This is a genomic window from Quadrisphaera sp. RL12-1S (assembly GCF_014270065.1).
Taxonomy (GTDB): domain Bacteria; phylum Actinomycetota; class Actinomycetes; order Actinomycetales; family Quadrisphaeraceae; genus Quadrisphaera.
In genome coordinates, this window is record NZ_JACNME010000002.1 from 526224 (window position 1) to 545930 (window position 19707).

The following is a 19707-nucleotide window of genomic DNA, read 5'->3' on the forward strand; positions in this document are numbered from 1 at the left end:
GGCCACGCTCGTCCGATGGGACGCGGCCTGCAGAAGGCGATGAACGACGGCCGGGGCGAGGCGGGCGCGCTCGTCGGCGCCCAGCGCCCACCCCGTCCCGGACCGCCGGCTGCAGCAGCATCGGCGCCGCCTCCCCCTGCACGGAGCCTCGCGCTCGCCACCCCTGGCGGCGCGGGTCAGGAGGCGACCAGCTCGACCTCGTAGCCGTCCTCGTCCTCGAGGTAGGCCGCGCAGTGGTCAGGCCCCCCGGCGAAGGGGTGCTGCTCGGGGAACAGCAGCCGCCAGCCGTGGCCGGCAGACGCGGCGACCAGCGCGTCGAGCTGCTCGCGCCTGCCGGCGTGGAAGGCGAGGTGGTTCAGGCCCGGTCGCAGGCGCTCGTGCCGCTCACCCACCAATGCCGGGGACTGCTCGAGCACCAGGTAGGTCGCGCCCAGCCGGAAGCTCGCGCCTCCCTCCCACGCCTGGAGGGGCACGTGCCCCAGCTCGCCGAGCAGCCACGACCAGCGCGGCAGCGCCCGCGCCAGGTCCGGCACCCACAGCTCGACGTGGTGCAGCGCGCCGCGCGGTGGCGAGGTCCCGTTCACGCGGCGCCGGTCGGGCGCAGCAGCGATCGGAGGGCCGTGACCTGCCGGTCGTCCAGGCCGAGCCACCACAGGTAGGCCTCTGACCCGCCCCACCGGGCGTGTACGTGGTCGAGCATCGCGTCGATGTCCGGACCACCTCGCCGACGCGGCGGCGGTGCCGTCGCCGGGTCGACGACGGGCCTGCCGCTGCCGGCGCGGTGGTAGTCGTCGACCACGGCCTCCCGCTCGACGCCCGCGAGGTCGAGCAGCAGTGCGGCCACCATGCCCGTCCTGTCGCGACCGGCCGCGCAGCACACGAGGACGGCCTCGGCGCTCGGTGCGCTGACGGCGCGGTCTGCGAGGTCAGCGAGGTCAGCGAGGGCGCCGAACACCAGCGCCAGGGTCCTGCGGTTCCGCTCGAGGCTCCGCGAGTAGAGGTCGCCGAAGGTGGCCTCCGCACCGGTGTCGCGCAGCGCCTCAGCGGCCGGGTCGACCAGCGGCAGCAGCCGGTAGTGGCGCAGGTCGGCCAGCGGGTGGGGAAGCAGGCGCGCCTCCTCCTCCCCGCGCAGGTCGACGACCGCGCCCACCCCGAACTGCTGCGCAGCCCCCGGTCGTCGACGAGCAGGTCGACGGGCACGGCGGAGCGGACCACGCGCCGCAGCACGGTCGTCCCGCCGTCCCCCAGCGGGAGACCACCCAGGTCGGCCGAGCCGGGAAAGCCGGACAGGACCCCCAGGCGCACCGCGCCGCGCTGCTCACCGGGCCACCCGTCGTGCACGCGGGCTAGCGTCGCAGGGTGCTGCCCGCCGACGGCCACGTCCACAGCCAGTTCTCCTGGGACGCCCCCACCGGCGACATGCACGCCACCTGCGCCCGCGCCGTGGAGATCGGGCTGCCCGCGCTGGCGTTCACCGAGCACGTCGACCTGACGCGGTGGAACCTCCACGGCCAGCCGCTGCCCGAGCGCTACCGCGGCCACGTCGACGCACACGGCCGCTTCCTCGGCGACGCCCTGCAGGTGGAGGCCTACCTGGCCGAGGTGGGCCGCTGCCGCGAGGACTTCCCCGACTTGCGGATCTGGTCCGGCCTCGAGCTCAGCGAGCCGCACTGGCACCCCGGCGCCGTGGCCGACCTCGTCCGAGCCACCGGCGCGGAGCGGCTGGTCGGCTCGGTGCACGCCCTGCCCGACCTGCACCCGGACGCCGCGTCGACGACACCCGGTGAGGTCGTCGAGCACGTGGAGACCGGCCACGGCTACCTCCAGCGCCCACCGCTGGACGTCGTCCGCGCCTACCTCGCGGAGGTCGCCGCCCTGGCCGCCAGCGATGCGCCGTTCGCGGTGCTCGCCCACGTCGACTACCCGCTGCGCACCTGGCCCACCTCCGAGGGGCCGGTGCCCTGGGACGCGCTGGAGGACGACGTCCGCACCGCCCTGGCAGCACTGGCCGCCTCCGGCCGGGCGCTGGAGCTCAACACCCGCCGTCCCCTGGAGGGCCGGGTGCTGCGCTGGTGGCACGAGGCCGGCGGTGACGCGGTGGCGTTCGGCAGCGACGCGCACCACCCCGAGGCCCTCGCCCACGGCTTCCGCGAAGCGGCCGACCTCGCGCAGGCCTGCGGGTTCAGGCCCGGGCCGACGCCGTTCGATCTGTGGGGCCGCGCCTGACGCGACGGCCGCCGTCGTCGTCCGTCAGGGGCGCCGGTCGAGCTTCTCGTGGACCGTGCGGTTGAGCTGCTCGCGCCAGTCCTGGGTGTAGGTGCGGGCGTTGCGGAGCAGCTCGTCGCAGAAGCCGGCGACGTCGTCCCCGGTGACCTCCAGCGCGCGGCGGCCGTCGGTGGCGCCGGTCTCGAAGAGGCCGAGGAGGCCCTCGAGAAGGGCGACGATCGACCGGCCGTCGCCCCCGGCGAGGTTGAAGACGTACTTCTTGATCTCCGCGTACATGACGCGGTAGTCCTCGGGGAGTGCGGCGGCGCGGGCCTCCATGAGGCGCCACTCCTTCTTCTCGCCGATGAGCTTGGTGAGCAGGTCACGCACGGGGGCCCTCCCGCAGGTCGTCGATGGTGGTGGACAGGAAGTCCCACGTGCTCCAGAACGCGGCCAGGCGCTGCCGGCCGGCGTCGTTCAGGGCGTAGAACTTGCGCGGCGGTCCGCTGGTCGACGGCCGCTTGTCAGTGCTGACCAGGCCGTTCTTCTCCAGTCGCAGCAGGATCGCGTAGACGGTGCCCTCGACCACGCCCGTGAGGCCGAGCCCCTGCAGCGTCGAGGTGATCTCGTAGCCGTAGGTCTCGCCACGGTCGATGACCTGCAGCACGCAGCCCTCGAGGACTCCCTTGAGCATCTCGGTCAGGTTGTCCAGGACGACCCCCTCAGATCGGTGTCTGATCGCTACTCAGCGCCACTGAGTACCAGTACTCTGCGACACTGAGTACAGCGCTGTCAAGCACCGATGAGTCCCCGCCACCGGGGCGGTCACCACCGGCATGAGCGAGCCGATGACGACGAGGGTGCTGAGCGTGTCTGTCCCCGTGGCCGACCAGGACGCCGCGCTGCGCTTCTACACCGAGGTGCTCGGCTGCACCGTGCGCACCGACGTGGAGGCGATGCCCGGCGCCCGGTACGTGGAGGTGGTGCCGCCGGGCTCGGAGGTCGGCATCGTGCTGCTGCCCCCCGGCAGCCCGCTGCCGATGGCCGTCCGCCTGGGCACGTCCGACGCCGACGCGGCGCACGCCCGGCTGCGCGAGACCCCGGGCGTCGTGATGCACAACCCCGAGGTGCTGCGCTGGGAGGGCGTGCCGCCGATGTTCTCCTTCGAGGACCCGGACGGCAACGGCCTGGTCCTCCTCGAGGACGAGCACGCGACCTGAACGGGTCGTGAGACCGACCACAGGGTCTCGATGACCTGCCGTGACGTGCGCTGACGGCGTGCGACGATCGGGAGCGTGGCCGAACCCCGCAAGATCGACCGCGCCGAGCGCGCCGCCCGCGCCGCAGCAGCCCGCAAGGAGGCCGAGCGCCGCGAGAAGCGGCACCGGACGGTCGTCATCAGCGTGGCCGCCGGAGCCATCGCCGTCGTCGTGGCGACGGTGGCGACCGTCATCGTCGTCGACCAGAAGCAGGACGCCGCCCTCGAGGCCGAGGCGGCCCAGCCCATCCAGGGCGTGCAGGAGTTCGGCGGCCGGTACGGCAAGGACCTCGGCCGCGAGCACGTGACCGGCGCCGTCAGCTACCCGCAGACCCCGCCGGTGGGCGGGAACCACGACGCGGTCTGGCAGAACTGCGGCGTCTACGCCGACCAGTCGCAGGTGGCCGACCGCAACGCCGTCCACTCCCTCGAGCACGGCGCGGTGTGGGTCACCTACGACCCGTCGTTGCCCGCCGACCAGGTGGCCACGCTGCGCGAGGCCGTCTCCGCCAGCGACTACACGCTGCTCAGCCCGTACGCCGGTGTCCCCAGCCCGGTGGTGGCGAGCGCCTGGGGTGAGCAGCTGCAGCTGCCCAGCGCCGACGACCCGCGCCTGGCCACCTTCCTGCGCAAGTACGTCCAGGGCCCGCAGACCCCCGAGCCGGGCGCCCCGTGCAGCGGCGGGGTCGGCACGCCCGCGTGAGCGCGCCCCCCGCCGGTCTTCCGGACGACGACGACGCCGAGCCCCGCGAGGACCAGCCCGGCGTCGCCAGCGAGCAGCGGCCCGCGAGGGCCGGGCGCTCACCGGTGGTGGTGGCGCTGGCGGCGTTCGCCGCGGTGGCGCTGGCCGCGGCTGCGGTGCTGGGGGTCTTGCTCGTGACGCGGACCGGTCCTGGCGCGTCCGCGGCCAGCGCCGGAGCGCCGTCCGACACGTCTGTGGAGGCCGGCTTCGCCCGGGACATGCAGGCGCACCACCGCCAGGCGGTGACGATGTCGCTGTCCGTGCTGGGTGCCACCGACGACGCCGAGGTGCGCCAGCTGGCCACCGACATCATGCTCACGCAGCAGCAGCAGGCCGGGCAGATGCACGGCTGGCTGGAGCTGTGGGGGCTGCCGCAGACGGGCTCGGAGCCGGTGATGGCGTGGATGGGCCACTCCGCCGAGAGCTCCGGCGGTCACGACATGGGCGGCATGCAGGGGATGGACCACGGCGGCTCCGCGAGCGCGAGCGCCGGGGTCAGTGGCGTGGACGCGATGCCGGGCATGGCCACCGCCGACCAGCTCGCCCAGCTCCGGGCGGCGAAGGGCACCGACGCCGAACGCCTCTACCTGCAGCTCATGATCCCCCACCACGAGGCGGGGGTGGAGATGGCGCAGGCCGCGCTGGCGCTGCTGCCCGAGGCCGACACCGCGGAGCGCTCGCTGGCGCAGGCGGTGGTCAGCTCCCAGACCAGCGAGCTGGCCGTGCTGCGCTCCCTGCTCGACGCCCGCGGTGGCCCCCTCACCTCCTGACCACCCCCACCTCCCCGCGCCTCCCCCCGCGACGATCAAGGACGTCACACCCACGGGTGCGTGCAACGTCCTTGATCGTCGCGGGAGCGGGGTGGGGTGAGGGCGAGGACGACGGGCCCGCGCGTGGGAGGGTGCCGACGTGGCGTCACCGCAGACCCTCAGCGAGGCGGACCGCCGGTGCGTGGCCGCGTGGGCGGCCGACTGCGCCGAGAGGGTGCTGCCGCTCTTCGAGGCCGAGGCCGCCGGCGACGGGCGTCCGCGCGACGGCATCACCCGCGCCCGCGCGTTCAGCCGTGGCGACCTCGACGCCGCCGGGGAGATCCGGCGGCGGTTCGAGGCGGGGCGGGCCGCGAGCGCCGTCCGCTCGCCGGTTGCGAAGGCGGCCGCGTGGGCCGCGGGTCAGGCGAGCGGCGTGGCGCACGTGGGGGCGCACGCCCTGGGGGCTGCCGCGTACGCCGCGAAGGCGGTGTCGCTGGCAGCACCGGCCGATGACCGCGCGGGCGCGCTGGAGTGGGAGGTCGCGGCGCAGGTGGCGCTCCTGACCCCGCAGGTGCGGACAGCGCTGCGGCAGCTGCCGGCACTGGGTGAGGACTCCGCCGGACCGCTGGGCCCGGGGCTGCTCAGCTTCGGCGTGCTGGCCGACGTGATCCGAGCCCTCCAGGGGGAGATCGGCACGGCCTGACCCGCCCCACCTCCCTCGCGACGATCAAGGAGGTCGCACCCACAGGTGTGTGCCGCTTCCTTGATCGTTACCGGGTTGGTGGGACGGGAGGGGCGGGTGGAAGCGGGCTGGGCGCCCGATCGGCGGCCTGCGAGGTGCCCGGGGCGATCTCCGTGGCGCAGACTCCTCGGATGGCTGCCTCCCCCTCGTCTCCGAACCCGCGGCGCCGGGGCGTCGTCGTCGCGATCGCCGCGGCCGTGGCGGTGGTGCTCGTGGCGGCAGCAGCGCTGGCCTACCGCGAGCTGCGCCAGCGCGGGGAGGACCAGGTCAGCGTGGGCGGGGTGCCGGTGGCGGGTCCGCCGTCGTCGTCGCCCAGCGGGTCGGCGAGCTGCGACGGGCAGACGAGCGGCGACCTGCGCTTCGACACCGAGATGACCGGCGCCGACGGCGAGGCCGTCCCGTACAGCGTGAGCCTGCCGGCGGACTACTACACCGCCTGCAAGACCTACCCCGTGCTGTACGCGCTGCACGGGCGCGACCAGTCGAACGCCACCTTCCTGCCCGAGGCGGAGCGGCTGCGGGCGGCGGTGGACGCGGGGGCGCTGCGCGACGTCGTCATCGTCACGCCGGACAGCAACAAGGACGGCCGGTGGGAGGGCGTGTACGACACGCACTTCATCGACGACCTCATCCCCCACGTCGAGCAGACCTACCGCGTCGAGCCCGGCGCGGCGCAGCGCCTGCTGGTGGGCTGGTCGATGGGTGGGCACGGCGCGTTCCGGTTCGGGGTGGAGCACCCCGACGGCTTCGCGGCGGTGTGGTCGGTGGACGGCGCGATGAGCCGCGACCCGCAGTCGTACCTGACCTTCCTGCCGGGGGTGCGGGCCACCCCTCCGCAGATCCACCTCACCGGCGGTGACCTCAACGGCGACCGCGTGGAGGCCGTGGTGGACCTCTTCGCCCAGCAGGGCGTGCAGTTCCCCTACGAGCGCGAGCCGCTGGGCCACGACTTCAAGCTCTTCGTCGAGGCCGACCAGAAGGCCGGGTGGACCCAGCTGCGCTGGCTCGACTCCCAGCTGGGCCGTCAGCTCTGACGTCCAGGCCCGCGTGACGGCCGGGCGACCAGCAGGACGACGACGACGCCCGCCACCGCCAGCACCCCGTAGCCAGCGCTGATCTGCACCAGCGTGAGGGTGCCGGTGAGGCGGCCCGCCACGAGGCTGGGGCCGGCGGCGCAGCTGTAGCTGACCAGGAAGACCGTGGACAGCACGCCCGCGCGGTCGGCCGGCCCGGTGCGGGCGAGCAGCGCGCGCATGCCGCCGGTCTGTGCCACGCCCTGGGCGAGACCGGCGGCCAGGCTCGCCGAGAGGAACGGTCCCGTGGCCGCCGCGGCGAGCGCGCCGAGGATCCCTCCCACGCACAGCAGGTACACCACCGCGCCCCCGCGCAGGGCGAGGTCGGGGCGGAAGCGGGCTGACAGCGGACCACCCAGCACGGCCAGCACCGTGAACGACGCGAAGACCGCCGCGGCCAGCAGCGCGGTGCTGGACCCCAGCTGCTGCTCGGCGATGGTGGGCCCGAACGCCTGGTAGAAGCCGCCGAGCGACCAGGTGGCGAGGATGAACCCCGCGACGGCGCCCAGCTGCCGGCCCGCTCCGGCCGGCACCGTGACGTGCGGCCGCAGGGAGCGCAGCGCGGTGCGCACCGACGTGGCCGCGACCGTCTCCGGACCGACCGCCACGCCGACGGCCACCGCGAGGAGCAGCACGAGCACGGTGCTGTAGCTGAGCAGGTGCGGCGCCGGCGCGTGGTCGACGAGCACCCCGGACAGCAGCGCACCGAGCGGGATGCCGAGGGTCGGCGCGGCGCTGGTCACCACCGCCGGCAGCCACCGCCGGCGCAGCGGGGCGGTGTCGACGACGAGCGCGCCCAGCGCGCTGGACGCCATCCCCGTGGCCAGGCCCTGCAGCAGCCGCCCGACCGCCAGCGGTGCGACGCCGTCCACCCCCAGCAGGACGACGAGGCCCAGCGCCGAGCAGACCAGCGCCGCGACGCCCACGGCCCTGCGGCCCAGGTGGTCCGACAGCCGGCCGAGGACCAGCAGCGACAGCGCGGCGGCGCCCAGGTACGCGGCGGTGACGACGGTGAGGTCGGCGGTGGAGAGCCCGTCCTCGGCGCGGTAGAGGTTGTACAGCGGGATCGGGGTGCCCGCGGAGACGAAGGTGAGCACCAAGGCCGCCGAGGCGACGGCGAACCCGGCGCCGGGAGGGCGTGCGCTGTCCAGTGGTGGTCCCCGGGGTCGCGGTGGCGGGACCGCCAGCCTCGCACCCGCGGCGCCGTCCCGCCCCCGCGCCGTCCCGCCACCCGCGCCAGTGCGCCGCGCCGTGGTCGTCGTCGTCGTGCAACCTCCGGAGAGGCCTGGCGCGTAGTACTGCTGTGACGCTGCTGCACGGAGTCCGAGGAGGTGCTGTGACCGCAGGGCCGGAGGCCTCCTTCGACGCGTTCGCCACGTCCGCCGCACCGCAGCTGCGGCGGCTGGCCCGCACGTGGTGCCGCGACGCGCACCGCGCCGACGACCTCGTGCAGGAGGCGCTGGAGCGCCTGTGGTCGGCGTGGCCGCGGGTGCGCGCCGACGGCAACCCGGCCGCGTACGCGCGCACCACGCTGGTGCGGGTGCTCATCTCCGACGCGCGCCGCCCGTGGCGGCGCCTGGAGGTGCTGCAGGACCTGCTGCCGGAGCGGCCGTCCGCCGGCGCGGCGCCGTCCGGCGGGAGCGACGCGTCCGACCGCGTGCTCGAGGCCGTCCGGTCCCTGCCGCCGCGCCAGCGCGCCGTGGTCCTGCTGCGGTACGCCGAGGACCAGTCCGTCGCGCAGGTCGCCGAGGCGCTCGGCTGCAGCGAGGGCACCGTCAAGAGCCAGGCCTCTCGCGCGCTCGGCACGCTGCGCGCCCGCCTCGGCGCCACCCACCCCAGCACCACGGCCAGCGAAGGAGCCGTCCTGTGACCACCGACGAGCCCGTCCAGGACCTCGACCGGGACGACGACGACGCCCGCGGCGGGGGTGCGGGCGCGGCGGGGCCGGCGTCGTCGTCCTTCGAGGCGGGACTGCGAGACGCGCTGCGGCGCGTGGACGGCCAGACCGGCGCCCGCCCGCTGGACCTGGAGGCCGTGCGGCGCCGCGGGGCGCGCCGGCGCCCGGCGCGCGCTCCCGGCGTCCCCCGGGTGCCGGTGCTGGCCGGTGTCATCGCCGCGGCGTGCGCGACGGGGATCGTGGCGGTCACCGTGAGCGCGCTGCCGACGTCAGCGCCGATCGGTGGCCCGGCGGTGTCGGTGCAGCCGACGGCGACGGCCGTCCCCACGTCAGCGCCGCCGCTGGCGACCCCCACACCGAGCCCAGCCTTCCCGCACACCCCGGACTACGCCGCGCTCGGCGAGACACCCGGCGGGACACCCAGCGGACCGAACGCGACCGTCGTGCCGCTCGCGCCGGGCGAGACCTTCCCCGCGCGCGACACCCCGGGCTGGAACCCGTTCGCGGTGGCGTACGAGATCCCGGACGTGGCCACCTCGGCCGCCACCGCAGGGGAGCTGCCCCCTGGCGTGCAGCTGGGCCAGGACCTCGGGCAGTACCGGCTGGAGCCGACCGTTCCGGGCCAGTACTGCGACGGAGCCGACGACGACGCGGTGGCCGGACGGCAGTGGAGCTGGGCGGCGGACCCGCAGTCGAACGACCCGGCCCAGGTCAGCGTGTCGCTGGTGGTCACCGGGTGGCCCACCGGTGCCGGCGGGCGCGCCTTCAGCGACGCGGTCGAGGACACCGGGGCCTGCCGGTGGACGAGCGTCCCGGTCTCCCCCGCCGCGGTCAGCGCCCCCGGTGCCGACGAGGCGTGGACGGCGACCTTCCGCGACGGCGGGGACTTCACGCGCGGCGCCGCGCGCGTGGGCGACCTGGTGGTGGGCGTGGAGGTGTGGAACCCGCCGAGCGGCAGCACGGCGGAGGTGCAGCGGCTGCTGGCCGCGGTCAGCGCGCAGCTGGCCGCGTCCGGGCTGCCGGCAGCCGCAGGTCGCTGACGGCCACCGGCGTCCGACGGCACCCGTCCAGGGAGCTCGGAGGATCGGCCCCTTCGGCGTGACGGCTCCGTCACAGCGAAGGGGCCGATCCTCCGAGCTCGCCACCGGCACACGGGCGAGCCAGCTCCGCGTGGGGCCCGCAGTGCAGCGCCCGGTAGACCGCGTCTCTCGCGAGGTCGGCCTCCCACGACGTCAGCGTGCGCTCCAGCGGACGCAGAACCAGCCGGAGCAGGGCGTTGACCTGGCCCGGCACGGTCCCGAGGCGCTCCTGGACCCGAGGCGGCAGGTCCTCGTGTGCGGTCACCGCCACCACCTGCACCCGCTCCAGGTCTGACGCCCGCTCGCCGAGCGCCGTCCTGACGCGGTCGCCGAGCACCTCCTCGTCGAGCAGCGGACCGCCCGCCGGGGGGTCGACGGCGTCGCGGTCCAGCACCACGGACAGGTCGCGGCGCGCAGCCGGCAGGGTCGACACCGGCCGCCACGGCTCCAGGTCGAGCATCTGGCTGGCAGCGCGCGGGTGGGCGGAGCGCAGCCAGCGGATGTCGTCGACGCCCTTGCGCAGCATCACCGCGCGGTCCAGCCCCAGTCCCAGGGCCAGGCCCGACCAGCCGATCGGGTCCAGGCCCGAGCCCCGCAGCACGGCCGGGGCGACGAGGCCGCACTCCGCCAGCTCGAGCCACTCGCCGCCGACCTCGACGTCCACCTGCAGCCCGTCGGTCGTGTACGGGTGGGTGGTCGGGACCGCCCGCCAGGAGGCTCCCGGCAGGACGGCCTGGACCACGGCGCCAGCCATCGCGAGCAGCGCTTCCCGGTCGCTGGCGCGGTCGGTGCGCAGGGTCCGGATCCGCCACAGGTCCACCTGGTACGGCGCTCCGACGTGGGTCCTGTCCACCACGTCGCGCCGGTGGACCAGTCCCGGCGCCACGAGGAGCTCGTCCACGGCGGGCGCCCGGCGTCCGTCGAGCCGAGCGCGGGCGCGCTCGGCGGCGACAGCGCGGTAGCGGTCCAGCTCGTGGGGCATCGCCGCGCTGGTGTGGCTGCGCAGCATCGTGGTCGGGCTGGCGTAGCGGGTGTACCGGCGGGCGCGGGTGACGTCGTCGGTCCGGTAGCCGAGCCGGTCGTAGTTGTCGGCGACGGCTACCAGCGGCCCTGGCCGCACGCTGCGCACGGGGCAGCCCCACAGCCTGGACAGCGTGCTGGTGACGGCGTCGAGCAGCAGCTGCGCAGCGTGCGGTCCCTGGGCGGGGTCGGTGAGGTCCCGCAGGGTCAGGGCGGCGACCAGCTCAGGCGTGCTGAGCAGGTCGGCGGTGGTGCGGTGGGAGGTGGAGGTGGGCACGGCGGGTCTCCTGGCGCTCGGTCGGTGGGTGGTCAACCCCCGGCCGGCGGCTGCGGAGCGCTACGCGACGTGGCGTGCAGCAGTGGCCCCGCAGCCGGTGGTCGGCCGGGGGCGCCCAAATCGACGCGTGCGTCGGAGCGGCGCTGCCACAGGACCAGGGTAGGCCGGAGCGGCACCCGGGGGCCAGGACCACCGCTCCGGCAGGCCGGGCAGACTGCAGCGGTGGTCGTGCTGCGCCCCCAGCTCCCCGAGGACCTGCCGCTGCTCACGGGCGGCGAGAGCCCCTTCGACGACTTCGGCCCGTCAGCCGCGCGGGCCGCCCCTGCGGGGTGCGACCTGGAGAGGCACGGCGCGCTCACCGTGGTGACCGACGACGGCGACGTCGCCGGCGAGGTCAGCTGGCACTGGCAGGAGCGCCGCTGGGGCCCGAACGCCGCGTCGGGCTGCCCGATGATCGGCGTCTGGTTGCGTCCGGCGCACCGCGGCAGGGGCATCGGCACGCAGGCGCAGCGCCGGCTCGTGGAGCTGCTGTTCGCCCACACCGCGGCGCACCGCGTCGAGGCGCACACCGACGTGGAGAACCTCGCCGAGCAGCGCAGCCTGGAGAAGGCGGGGCTGCTGCGCGAGGGCGTGGTCCGCGGTGGGCAGTGGCGCGACGGCGCCTTCCGGGACGGCGTGCTCTACGCCGTGCTGCGCACCGACCTCACGTGAAGACGTCGAGGAGGCGGCGGCACCTCGGCGGGTCGAGCGTGAGCCCGCGCCGCAGGCCCCACAGGAGGTAGGACGCCGACCGCACGAGCACCCAGTCGCGGGCCCGCTCGCGCGGCACACCCGCCACGTCGACGAAGCGGTCGAAGAGCGCCACCACGCCGGCGTCGTCGTCGACCTCGTCCAGGCGGCTCCACAGGACCCGGGCGAGGTCGTGCTCGAGGTCTCCCCGCAGCAGCAGCGGGTCCACCACCAGCCAGGGAGCGCGGCGCCCGCGCAGCACCTGCTCGGGGTGGAGGTCGCCGTCGACGGCGAGGTCCGGGAAGGGCGCGGTAGCCCTGGAAAGGGCGGCGCGGAGCACCGCGTCGACCTGGGGGCGCGGAAAGGGGCGCCCCAGCGCCTCCCACTCCCCCGGCAGCGACGCTGCGAGCTCGGCAGCGGCCGACGCGGTGCTCGGCACGTCCGCCGCGACGGGCACCGCGAGCGTCACGGCCAGCTCGGCGAGCACCTCGACCGCCTCGGGCAGCGGGACGCCGGCGAGCGTCGCGCTGCCGTCGAGGCGCTCGAGCAGGAGGGCGCGCTGGTCGTCGTCGTCGACGTCGTGGAGGAGCACCGCTCCGCGCCCGGCCCACAGGCGCAGCGCACGCGCCTGACCGGTGACGTCGTCTCCCGGCGGCGCGAGGCGCAGGGCCAGCGGCTCCCCCGGACCGGACCGCTCGACGACGGGGACGACGAGCGCGTTCGACCCGTGCCACGGGGGGCCGTCCACGGCGAGCGACCAGCGACGGCACTGGTCGGCGACGAGCGCGGGGAGCTCCTCAAGCCAGGCGCGGCCCGCGTCGTCGTGCCACCAGCGGGGCATCGCGCGGAACGCCTCCGGCACCTCGACCACGAGGTCACTCTAGAGGGGTTGACGTCAGGGCTACCTGACGAGGAGGCTGCGGGCTCGTGACCACACCTGGTGCCCTGGAGCGCGAGCACACGCTGATGACCGCCGCGGCGCGCTACGACGCGCTGCGCCGCCAGGAGATCGCTGACTCCGCCGGTGTGGACGCCGCCGTCGGTGACCCCGCCAGCGCGCTGGAGCTGCTCGCGCTGAGCGAGGTGCTGGTCCGCAAGGCCGGGTACGGCCGCCAGCTCACCGTGCGCGGTGCGCGGGCGGCCGGCGCGAGCTGGGCGCAGATCGGGCAGGCGCTGGGGGTGAGCAAGCAGTCGGCGTGGGAGGGCCACCAGCGCTGGATCGACGAGCAGGTCCGCCAGCACGCCGCGGTCGACCACGAGGGCATGGACGACGACGAGGCCGCGGCCGCGCGCGAGCTCGCGGGCCGGAGCTCGGACCAGTGAGCGAGAGCGCGCGGGTGCCGGTGACGCTCGACCACTGCGACCACGTGGCGGGGCCGTTCCTCCACGGGACGCGGGCGGTGCTGGCGGTCGGTGACGAGCTGGTGCCCGGTCACCGGTCGGCCTTCCGGGACCGCGCCCTGCGGCACGTCTACTTCACCACCAAGGAGGAGACGGCGGCCTGGGGCGCGGAGCTGTCCACCGCGCTGACCGGCGAGACCGGGCGCGGGCACCTGTACGTCGTGGAGCCGCTCGGCCCGTTCGAGGACGACCCGAACGTCACCGACAAGAAGTTCCCCGGCAACCCCACGGAGTCGTACCGGACGCTGCACCCGCTGCGCGTGGTCGGGGAGGTGGCCGACTGGCAGGGCCACTCCCCCGAGGTGGTGCAGGGCATGCTCGACGGCCTCGCCCGCCTGCGCGAGAACGGCCTGGACGTCATCGAGGACTGAGCCCGAGACTGCTGCGGGTGGCCCGGGACCTGGACCTGCCCGCCGAGCTGGTCGACGTGCTGCGCCGCGAGCTGGGTCGCGCACCGGTGGCGGCGACGGCGGCAGCGGGGGTCTACGCGTCGGACGCGGCCGCCGTCGTCGTCCTCGAGGACGGCGAGGAGGTGTTCGTCAAGGCGTCGCGAGACCCCGAGCGCCGCCACGACTACCTGACCGAGGCGCGCATCGGCGCGCAGCTGCCCGCCGGGCTGGTGACCCCGCGGCTGCGCGGGTGGACGGTCGACGGCGCGTGGGTGGTGCTGTGGTTCGATGCGCTGCACGCGCACCTGGCGGCGCAGCCGTGGACCGCGGACGACGTCGCGGCCGTGGTGGCGGCGGTCGAGGCGCGGGTGGCACTGCTGGTGCCGAGCCCGGTGGTGCCGCTGCGGTCGGTGGCGGAGATGGTCGGGCCGGCGTTCACCGTGTGGGGCGACCTGGCCGGCGGGCGCCCGCGGGCCCTGGCGGTGGACGACCTGGACGCGTGGACCCGCGAGCACCTCGACGAGCTCGCGGCGCTGGAGGCCTCCTGGCCGGGGGCGTCGGCCGGGGAGGCGTTGTGCCACTTCGACCCGCGCACCGACAACTACCTTCTCGACGACGCCACCGGTGCGGTGTGGACCATCGACTGGAGCCGCGGCTGCCTCGCGGCGCCGTGGGTGGACCTGGTGACGTTCCTCGTCACCGCGCGGGGCGACGGGCACGACGCGGCGGCGCTGTTCGCCGCGAGCCCGCTGTCCTGCGGCGCGGAGGCGCGCGCCGTCGACGCGCACCTCGCGGTGCTCGCCGGGTACTGGACGGAAGCGGCGTTCCGCGCCCGGCCGGACAGCTTCCCCGAGCTGCTCGACTACCAGCGCCGGTCGCTGGCAGGGTCGCTCGCGTGGCTGCGGGAGCGGTGGACGACCCAATGAGCAGTGTCGACGTGCTGGGCACGTCGATGGCGTACCGGGAGGCGGGGCGCGGGCGGCCGGTGGTGCTGCTGCACGGCAACCCGACGTCCTCGTGGCTGTGGCGGCACGTGCTCGCGCGCGCGACCGCTGAGGACACGGGCGCGCGGTGGGTCGCGCCGGACCTCATCGGCATGGGCGCCTCCGCCAAGCCCGACCTCTCGTACTCCTTCGGCGACCACGCCGCGCACCTCGACGCCTTCATCGAGGCGCTGGGGCTGGACGACGTGGTGCTGGTCGGGCACGACTGGGGCGTCGCGCTGGCGCTCGACCACCTGCGTCGGCACCCAGACCGGGTCCGGGCGGTGGCGCTCATGGAGGGGCACCTGCGCCCGCTGGCCGGCTGGGAGGACTTCGACGACGGCGGGCGCGACCTCTTCCAGCGGCTCCGCACACCCGGTGTCGGCGAGCGGATGGTGCTCGAGGAGGACTTCTTCCTGAGCACGCTGCTGCCCGCGGCGCTCGTGCGGTCGCTCCCGGACGACGAGCTGGCCGTCTACCGCGCTCCCTACCCGGACGCCGCCTCGCGGCGGCCGCTGCTGGCGTGGGCGCGGCAGGTCCCCGTCGCCGGCGCGCCCGCGGCGGTGGCGACGGCCATGGTGGCAGCGCTGGAGCACCTGAGCGCCAGCGCTGTGCCGACGCTGCTCCTGCACGGGACGCCTGGCGTGCTCGTCACCGAGCGGACCGTCGCGTGGTGCCGCGAGCACGTCCCGGGCCTGGAGGTCGTCGACGTCGGCGGCCCAGCGGGGCACTTCCTCCCCGAGGACTGTCCGGCGGAGGTCGCGGAGGCGCTGGCGCGGTGGGTGGCTCAGCTGCCCTGACGCCCGGGGCTCAGCTGAGCCCTGGGCGTCCGCCGACTCGGCGAGCGGTGACCAGGTGGGAGGCCCGCCGTGCGAGGGCTGCGGCGGCAGCCACCAGCAGCGCCACCGCGCCCGCGAGCAGCACGAGCGCCAGCACCTGGAGCACCAGGGCCCCGCGACCGTGGTCGTAGCCGGGCGAGGGCGCGGTCCCGTGCTGCCCCGCGGCACCGGCGAGCGCGACCGCCGGGACCTGCAGGCGCGAGACGACGTAGTTCGCAGACGCGGTCGGCACTCCGGACAGCACCGTCCGCCCACCGCTGACGGCGTCGACGGCGACGACGGGCTGCGGGTCGAGCTCCGCGCCGGAGGCGTCGACCGGCTCGTCGACGACCACCGCGCTCGGCGTCGCCCAGCCCACGAAGCGGCTGCTCGACGACAGGCCCGGAACGCACTCCGCGGCCGATCCCACCGACCCGGACGGCGCCACAGGGTCGGTGGGCGCAGGGCTGGTGGGCACCAGACCCACGGCGCACGCGCGCCGGACGGCCAGCCACCGGCCGTCCGGTGACCAGGCGGCCTGCCCCAGCAGCGATCCCGTCGCCTCCAGCGTGCGCAGGTCCTCGCTGCCCCTGTCGAGCACCACGAGGGAGCCGCCCTCCGCCTGGAGGGCCACCTGCCGGCCGTCAGGGGAGAACGCAGCTTCGACCACCGCGCTGGGAGCACCCGGGGGGAGAGTGGAGACGGCCCCGTCCACGCCGACGAGCACGGGCGTGCCGGAGGCACCGCGTTCGGCGTCGACGGAGTAGGGGTTCCACGGCGCGTCCCGCACAACGGCGAGCAGCGCCCGGCTGTCCGGTGACCACGCCAGCGGGAGCACGGCCCGACCCGCCACCACCGCCGAGTGCGTGACCGCCCCCGAGGTGAGGTCCTGGAGGGCGATGTCAGGAGCGTCGTCGTCGTAGCGGCCGACGGCCACGCGGCGGCCGTCGGGAGACAGCAGCATCGCGCCGGGGTCGCCCTGGGCCCCCTCCCCGCGTGCCTCGGCCAGGTCGAGCCGGCGCACCGCCCCGCCGGCGCCGACCACCACGGCCTGCGGGGCGTCCGCGAGCTCCACGCCGTACCCCTGCTGGTACAGCGCGACGGCGGGACCGGGAGGTGACGACGACGCGCTCGCCGTGACGTAGGAGTAGCCGGGCAGGACGTCGGGGAGCGCCACGGGCTCGCTCTGGCGCACGGCCGCGGCGGGCAGGACCAGCCAGACCAGACCGGTCACCAGCACCAGCGCCCCGGCCGAGGTGCCCGGGGCACGTCGGGCGAGGGCCGCCGTGGCGCGGGACCACGCCAGCGCCGCGGCGCCCGCCAGGTCCAGGCCCTGCGCGGCGTCCAGGCGCTGCTGCCCAGGCCGGGAGGCGTTGAGGAGCACGGTCAGCACCTCCTCCTCGCGCCTGTGGCGCCAGCCGGAGGGGAACACGCGGAGCCAGCGGCGGCAGGAGCGCTCGAACGGGTCGGACGAGGCCGAAGATGCGGGGCGCGTCACGACGTCCAGCCCAGGGCCCCGAGGCGACCGAGTGCGGCGACGCTCTGCTCCTGGCGCCGCCTGGCCTCGGCCACCAGGACGTCGGCTCCCTGGCGGGTGAGCCGGTAGCTGCGCCTCAGCCGGGAGTCGACGACCTCCTCCGCGGCCACCTCGACCAGTCCCTGCTCGGCGAGGCGCTCGAGAGCGCCGTACAAAGTGCCCACCCCGAGCCGGGTCGAGCCGCCGGAGGTCGTCTTGACGTCTTTCAGGATGGCGTAGCCGTGCATCGGGCCACTGGCCAGCGCCGTCAGCACCAGGAAGGACGGCTCCTGGAGCCGCTGGGTACCCATGACTTCAAAGATATTCCGTTGATCAGAGTATGACGAGACCTGCTGCCCGTTGATCGCCGCGAGGTCACCACGCCAGGGTGGCCCGGTGGCCCTCCTGCTCGTCCCCCACGACGACCCTCGCCTGCTCGCGCTCGTGCGCGCGCAGGAGCGCGAGGTGATGGCGCGCTACGGCGTCGCCGACGCCGGGCCGGGGCTCGGCCCCTCCTCCACGTGCCTGCTCGCGACGGAGGACGACGACGACGCGGGCTGCGTGGGCGTCGCCCCGCTGGCGCCGGGCGTCGGGGAGGTCAAGCGGATGTACGTGGCGCCGCGGCACCGCGGCCGCCGCCTGGCGGCTCGGCTGCTCGCCGCTGTCGAGGAGGAGGCGCTGCGGCGCGGGTTCCACGCGCTGCGCCTGGAAGCGGGCACCCAGCAGCCGGAGGCGGTGGCGGTCTACGAGCGGGCGGGCTACCAGCGCATCCCCTGCTACGGGAACTTCGCCGACGACCCGAGCACCCTCTGCTTCGAGAAGCACCTCACCGAGCCGCAGGGCTGATCGAGCTGTGGACCGCGCCCTCGTCGGCGACCTCGCCCACGCCGACCACCCCGTCGCCGCCCCGCTGGACGACGCGAGCGTCGACCGGCTGCTGCGCACCGCCCTGGCCGTGCCGCCGGGCCCCCGCTCGGTGCTGGACCTGGGCTGCGGTGACGGGACGTGGCTGCTGCGCGCCCTCCGCCTGAGCCCGGACCTGAGCCCAGACCTGCGCGCGGTGGGCGTCGACCTCTCGGGGGCGGGGTTCGAGCGGACGCGGACCGCCGCTGACGCGGAGGGGCTGGGTGACCGGCTGCAGCTGCACGTCGCGGACGCGGCGACCTGGTCGGCGGGCGAGCGCTTCGACGTCGTCCTGAGCATCGGAGCGACCCACGCGTTCGGCGGACTCGTCCCGACCGTGGAGGCCGCCGCGTCGCACCTGCACCCGGGCGGGCGCCTGCTGGTGGGCGAGTGCTTCTGGGAGCAGCCCCCCAGCGCCCGCGCGCTCGCGGCGCTCGGCGCGAGCGCCGACGACTACCGCGACCTCGCCGGGACCGTCGACGCCCTCCGCTCGGCGGGGTGGGAGCCGCTGACCGGGCACGTCAGCAGCCTGGCGGAGTGGGACGCGTACGAGTGGTCGTGGACGGGCTCGCTCACGCGGTGGGCGCTGGAGCACCCGGACGACCCGTCCAGCGGCGAGGTGCTGGAGCTGGCGGCGCAGCACCGCGAGGCGTGGCTCGGCGGCTACCGCGGGACGCTCGGCTTCGTCACCCTGCTCCTGGCGCGACGCCCCGGAAGATGAGCGCACCCGGCGCCAGGTCCCGTCACGGCGGCAGACCTCAGAGGCCGGATCCGAACAGCGGACCCTGGTGCTGCGGCTGTACCCGGGACGGAGGTGTGCACAACGTCCATGATCACGGTCGGAAAGTGCTTCGGAGGTCCATGATCACGGACGGGAGGGGCGGTCAGGGGCGGACGTGGACCTTCGGGCCGGGGCCGGCGCCGGGCGGGCGGTGACCGGCCAGGACGTCGAGCACGTCCTCCAGACCCACGGTCGCCGCCACCAGCGGACGCGGGTCGACAGCGCCTGACGCGTAGGTCGCGATGGTCTCCTCCAGCCCCGGGGAGGCCGAGAGCACCCCGACCGCGGTGACGTCGGCGAGCAGCAGCTCACGGGTGTCCAGCGGGGTCGGCTCGTGGGCGATGCCGATGAACACCAGCCGGCCACCGGGCTCCACCAGCGACAGCGCGAGCCCCGGCGCCTCGGTCCCGGTGGAGCAGTCGACGACCGCGTCGAACGGCAGCGGCGGCAGCTGCTCGCGCGTCCACACCTCGCCGACCCCGAGCCCGCGGGCGAACTCCAGCGCAGCCCCGGGCAGCCCCAGCACGTGCACCTCCGCACCGGCCGCCCGCAGGAACATCGCGACGAGGCAGCCGATGGCGCCGGGCCCGATGACCAGCACGCGGTCACCGGGCCCGGCACCGGCGGCCCGCGCCGCGCGGAGCGCGTTGCCGCCGGGCTCGACCAGCGCACCGAGCACTGGGTCGACCGCGTCGGGCAGGGCGTGCAGGGACGTCGCCGGCACCGCGAGCTGCTCCGCGAGCGCGCCGCTGCGGCCGCCGCGGATGCCGACCTCCTGCCGCTGCTCGCACACGTGCTGCAGGCCGCGGCGGCACCGGCGGCACGCGCCGCAGCCGAGCATGGTGTCGCCCATCACCCGCCGCCCCACCCAGGAGGCGTCGACACCGCGGCCGACCGCGGCGACCGTCCCCGACCACTCGTGGCCGAGCACCACGGGGTAGCGGGCGTGCCCGGAGTGCAGGTACGTCATGGCGCCGGTGAAGAACTCCGCGTCGGTGCCGCACACGCCGGCTCGCTCGACGTCCACCACCACCTCGCCGGGACGCGCCTGCGGGGCAGGCACGTCCTGCACGCCGCCCTCACCGGGCCCGGTCAGCACGAACGCGCGCACGTCTGCCCCACCTCCTGCGCGACCCCCGTCGTCG

General features: G+C 75.8%; 25 protein-coding genes. 15 read left to right on the forward strand and 10 right to left on the reverse strand.

The genetic code is table 11. From position 1 onward, the window contains the following. Positions 1-176: 176 nt before the first annotated feature. Positions 177-584, reverse strand: a complete 408-nt coding sequence (locus tag H7K62_RS05950; RefSeq protein ID WP_186716967.1) for a VOC family protein — start codon at positions 582-584, stop codon at positions 177-179. Further along, a complete protein-coding gene (locus tag H7K62_RS05955; protein ID WP_186716968.1) occupies positions 581-1150 on the reverse strand; it encodes a tyrosine-protein phosphatase in 570 nt (189 codons plus the stop codon). Before H7K62_RS05955 ends, H7K62_RS05950 begins: the two co-directional genes overlap by 4 nt. A gap of 209 nt (positions 1151-1359) precedes the next feature. Here H7K62_RS05955 and H7K62_RS05960 point away from each other — a divergent pair, with 209 nt between their 5' ends. Next, positions 1360-2226, forward strand: a complete 867-nt coding sequence (locus tag H7K62_RS05960) for a PHP domain-containing protein (protein ID WP_222437130.1) — start codon at positions 1360-1362, stop codon at positions 2224-2226. A gap of 24 nt (positions 2227-2250) precedes the next feature. On the opposite strand, the gene H7K62_RS05965 is transcribed toward H7K62_RS05960, so the two are convergent. Both H7K62_RS05965 and H7K62_RS05970 read right to left on the reverse strand, forming a co-directional pair. After that, positions 2251-2595: a DUF1048 domain-containing protein gene (locus H7K62_RS05965; RefSeq protein WP_186716969.1), complete on the reverse strand. Its 345-nt coding sequence runs from the start codon at positions 2593-2595 to the stop codon at positions 2251-2253. After that, on the reverse strand, positions 2588-2899 hold the full coding sequence (locus H7K62_RS05970) for a PadR family transcriptional regulator (protein ID WP_186716970.1): 312 nt from the start codon (positions 2897-2899) through the stop codon (positions 2588-2590). The genes H7K62_RS05965 and H7K62_RS05970 overlap by 8 nt, the downstream gene beginning before the upstream one ends. 175 nt (positions 2900-3074) lie before the next feature. On the opposite strand from H7K62_RS05970, the gene H7K62_RS05975 reads away from it, so the two are divergent. The 5 genes from H7K62_RS05975 to H7K62_RS05995 all read left to right on the forward strand — a co-directional run bounded on the left by H7K62_RS05975 (position 3075) and on the right by H7K62_RS05995 (position 6730). After that, complete coding sequence (locus H7K62_RS05975) at positions 3075-3425, forward strand: VOC family protein (RefSeq protein ID WP_370591628.1); 351 nt, start codon at positions 3075-3077, stop codon at positions 3423-3425. Between the two features lie 75 nt (positions 3426-3500). Next, on the forward strand, positions 3501-4166 hold the full coding sequence (locus H7K62_RS23585; protein ID WP_186716972.1) for a DUF3105 domain-containing protein: 666 nt from the start codon (positions 3501-3503) through the stop codon (positions 4164-4166). Beyond that, a complete protein-coding gene (locus tag H7K62_RS05985; RefSeq protein ID WP_186716973.1) occupies positions 4163-4975 on the forward strand; it encodes a DUF305 domain-containing protein in 813 nt (270 codons plus the stop codon). The genes H7K62_RS23585 and H7K62_RS05985 overlap by 4 nt, the downstream gene beginning before the upstream one ends. A gap of 139 nt (positions 4976-5114) precedes the next feature. After that, on the forward strand, positions 5115-5657 hold the full coding sequence (locus tag H7K62_RS05990; RefSeq protein WP_186716974.1) for a putative immunity protein: 543 nt from the start codon (positions 5115-5117) through the stop codon (positions 5655-5657). 170 nt (positions 5658-5827) lie between these two features. Next, on the forward strand, positions 5828-6730 hold the full coding sequence (locus tag H7K62_RS05995) for an alpha/beta hydrolase (RefSeq protein WP_186716975.1): 903 nt from the start codon (positions 5828-5830) through the stop codon (positions 6728-6730). On the opposite strand, the gene H7K62_RS06000 is transcribed toward H7K62_RS05995, so the two are convergent. Further along, on the reverse strand, positions 6721-7866 hold the full coding sequence (locus H7K62_RS06000) for an MFS transporter (RefSeq protein ID WP_370591641.1): 1146 nt from the start codon (positions 7864-7866) through the stop codon (positions 6721-6723). The two genes, H7K62_RS05995 and H7K62_RS06000, sit on opposite strands and share 10 nt — an antisense overlap. A gap of 239 nt (positions 7867-8105) precedes the next feature. On the opposite strand from H7K62_RS06000, the gene H7K62_RS06005 reads away from it, so the two are divergent. Continuing rightward, positions 8106-8639 (forward strand): RNA polymerase sigma factor, encoded by a 534-nt coding sequence (locus H7K62_RS06005; RefSeq protein WP_186716977.1) that lies wholly within the window; start codon positions 8106-8108, stop codon positions 8637-8639. After that, positions 8636-9706 (forward strand): hypothetical protein, encoded by a 1071-nt coding sequence (locus tag H7K62_RS06010; protein ID WP_186716978.1) that lies wholly within the window; start codon positions 8636-8638, stop codon positions 9704-9706. The genes H7K62_RS06005 and H7K62_RS06010 overlap by 4 nt, the downstream gene beginning before the upstream one ends. A gap of 70 nt (positions 9707-9776) precedes the next feature. Here the strand turns inward: H7K62_RS06010 and srmL are convergent, their stop codons facing one another. Then, positions 9777-11042, reverse strand: coding sequence for a PheS-related mystery ligase SrmL (srmL, locus tag H7K62_RS06015; RefSeq protein ID WP_222437131.1), 1266 nt, complete (start codon positions 11040-11042; stop codon positions 9777-9779). Positions 11043-11264: 222 nt separating this feature from the next. Here srmL and H7K62_RS06020 point away from each other — a divergent pair, with 222 nt between their 5' ends. Then, positions 11265-11753 carry a GNAT family N-acetyltransferase gene (locus H7K62_RS06020; RefSeq protein WP_186716979.1) on the forward strand — a complete coding sequence of 163 codons (489 nt, stop codon included), beginning with the start codon at positions 11265-11267 and terminating at the stop codon, positions 11751-11753. On the opposite strand, the gene H7K62_RS06025 is transcribed toward H7K62_RS06020, so the two are convergent. Continuing rightward, positions 11746-12642: an aminoglycoside phosphotransferase family protein gene (locus H7K62_RS06025; protein ID WP_186716980.1), complete on the reverse strand. Its 897-nt coding sequence runs from the start codon at positions 12640-12642 to the stop codon at positions 11746-11748. The two genes, H7K62_RS06020 and H7K62_RS06025, sit on opposite strands and share 8 nt — an antisense overlap. Before the next feature lie 56 nt (positions 12643-12698). On the opposite strand from H7K62_RS06025, the gene H7K62_RS06030 reads away from it, so the two are divergent. The 4 genes from H7K62_RS06030 to H7K62_RS06045 are packed head-to-tail and all read left to right on the forward strand — an operon-like array spanning position 12699 to position 15344. Continuing rightward, positions 12699-13094, forward strand: a complete 396-nt coding sequence (locus H7K62_RS06030) for a hypothetical protein (RefSeq protein ID WP_186716981.1) — start codon at positions 12699-12701, stop codon at positions 13092-13094. Between the two features lie 14 nt (positions 13095-13108). Then, positions 13109-13543: an NAD(+)--rifampin ADP-ribosyltransferase gene (arr, locus tag H7K62_RS06035; protein WP_186717102.1), complete on the forward strand. Its 435-nt coding sequence runs from the start codon at positions 13109-13111 to the stop codon at positions 13541-13543. Positions 13544-13560: 17 nt separating this feature from the next. Continuing rightward, the gene (locus tag H7K62_RS06040) at positions 13561-14487 is read left to right on the forward strand and encodes a phosphotransferase (RefSeq protein WP_186716982.1); all 927 of its coding nucleotides are present in this window, start codon (positions 13561-13563) and stop codon (positions 14485-14487) included. Further along, complete coding sequence (locus H7K62_RS06045; RefSeq protein ID WP_186716983.1) at positions 14484-15344, forward strand: haloalkane dehalogenase; 861 nt, start codon at positions 14484-14486, stop codon at positions 15342-15344. Before H7K62_RS06040 ends, H7K62_RS06045 begins: the two co-directional genes overlap by 4 nt. Before the next feature lie 10 nt (positions 15345-15354). Here the strand turns inward: H7K62_RS06045 and H7K62_RS06050 are convergent, their stop codons facing one another. Further along, positions 15355-16860, reverse strand: a complete 1506-nt coding sequence (locus H7K62_RS06050; RefSeq protein ID WP_186716984.1) for a PD40 domain-containing protein — start codon at positions 16858-16860, stop codon at positions 15355-15357. After that, positions 16857-17189, reverse strand: a complete 333-nt coding sequence (locus tag H7K62_RS06055; protein ID WP_186716985.1) for a PadR family transcriptional regulator — start codon at positions 17187-17189, stop codon at positions 16857-16859. Before H7K62_RS06055 ends, H7K62_RS06050 begins: the two co-directional genes overlap by 4 nt. Positions 17190-17274: 85 nt before the next feature. Here H7K62_RS06055 and H7K62_RS06060 point away from each other — a divergent pair, with 85 nt between their 5' ends. Then, positions 17275-17724 (forward strand): GNAT family N-acetyltransferase, encoded by a 450-nt coding sequence (locus tag H7K62_RS06060; RefSeq protein WP_186716986.1) that lies wholly within the window; start codon positions 17275-17277, stop codon positions 17722-17724. Positions 17725-17731: 7 nt separating this feature from the next. Continuing rightward, positions 17732-18502, forward strand: a complete 771-nt coding sequence (locus H7K62_RS06065; protein WP_186716987.1) for an SAM-dependent methyltransferase — start codon at positions 17732-17734, stop codon at positions 18500-18502. 163 nt (positions 18503-18665) lie between these two features. On the opposite strand, the gene H7K62_RS06070 is transcribed toward H7K62_RS06065, so the two are convergent. Next, positions 18666-19673, reverse strand: a complete 1008-nt coding sequence (locus H7K62_RS06070) for a zinc-dependent alcohol dehydrogenase (RefSeq protein ID WP_186716988.1) — start codon at positions 19671-19673, stop codon at positions 18666-18668. Positions 19674-19707: the final 34 nt, after the last annotated feature.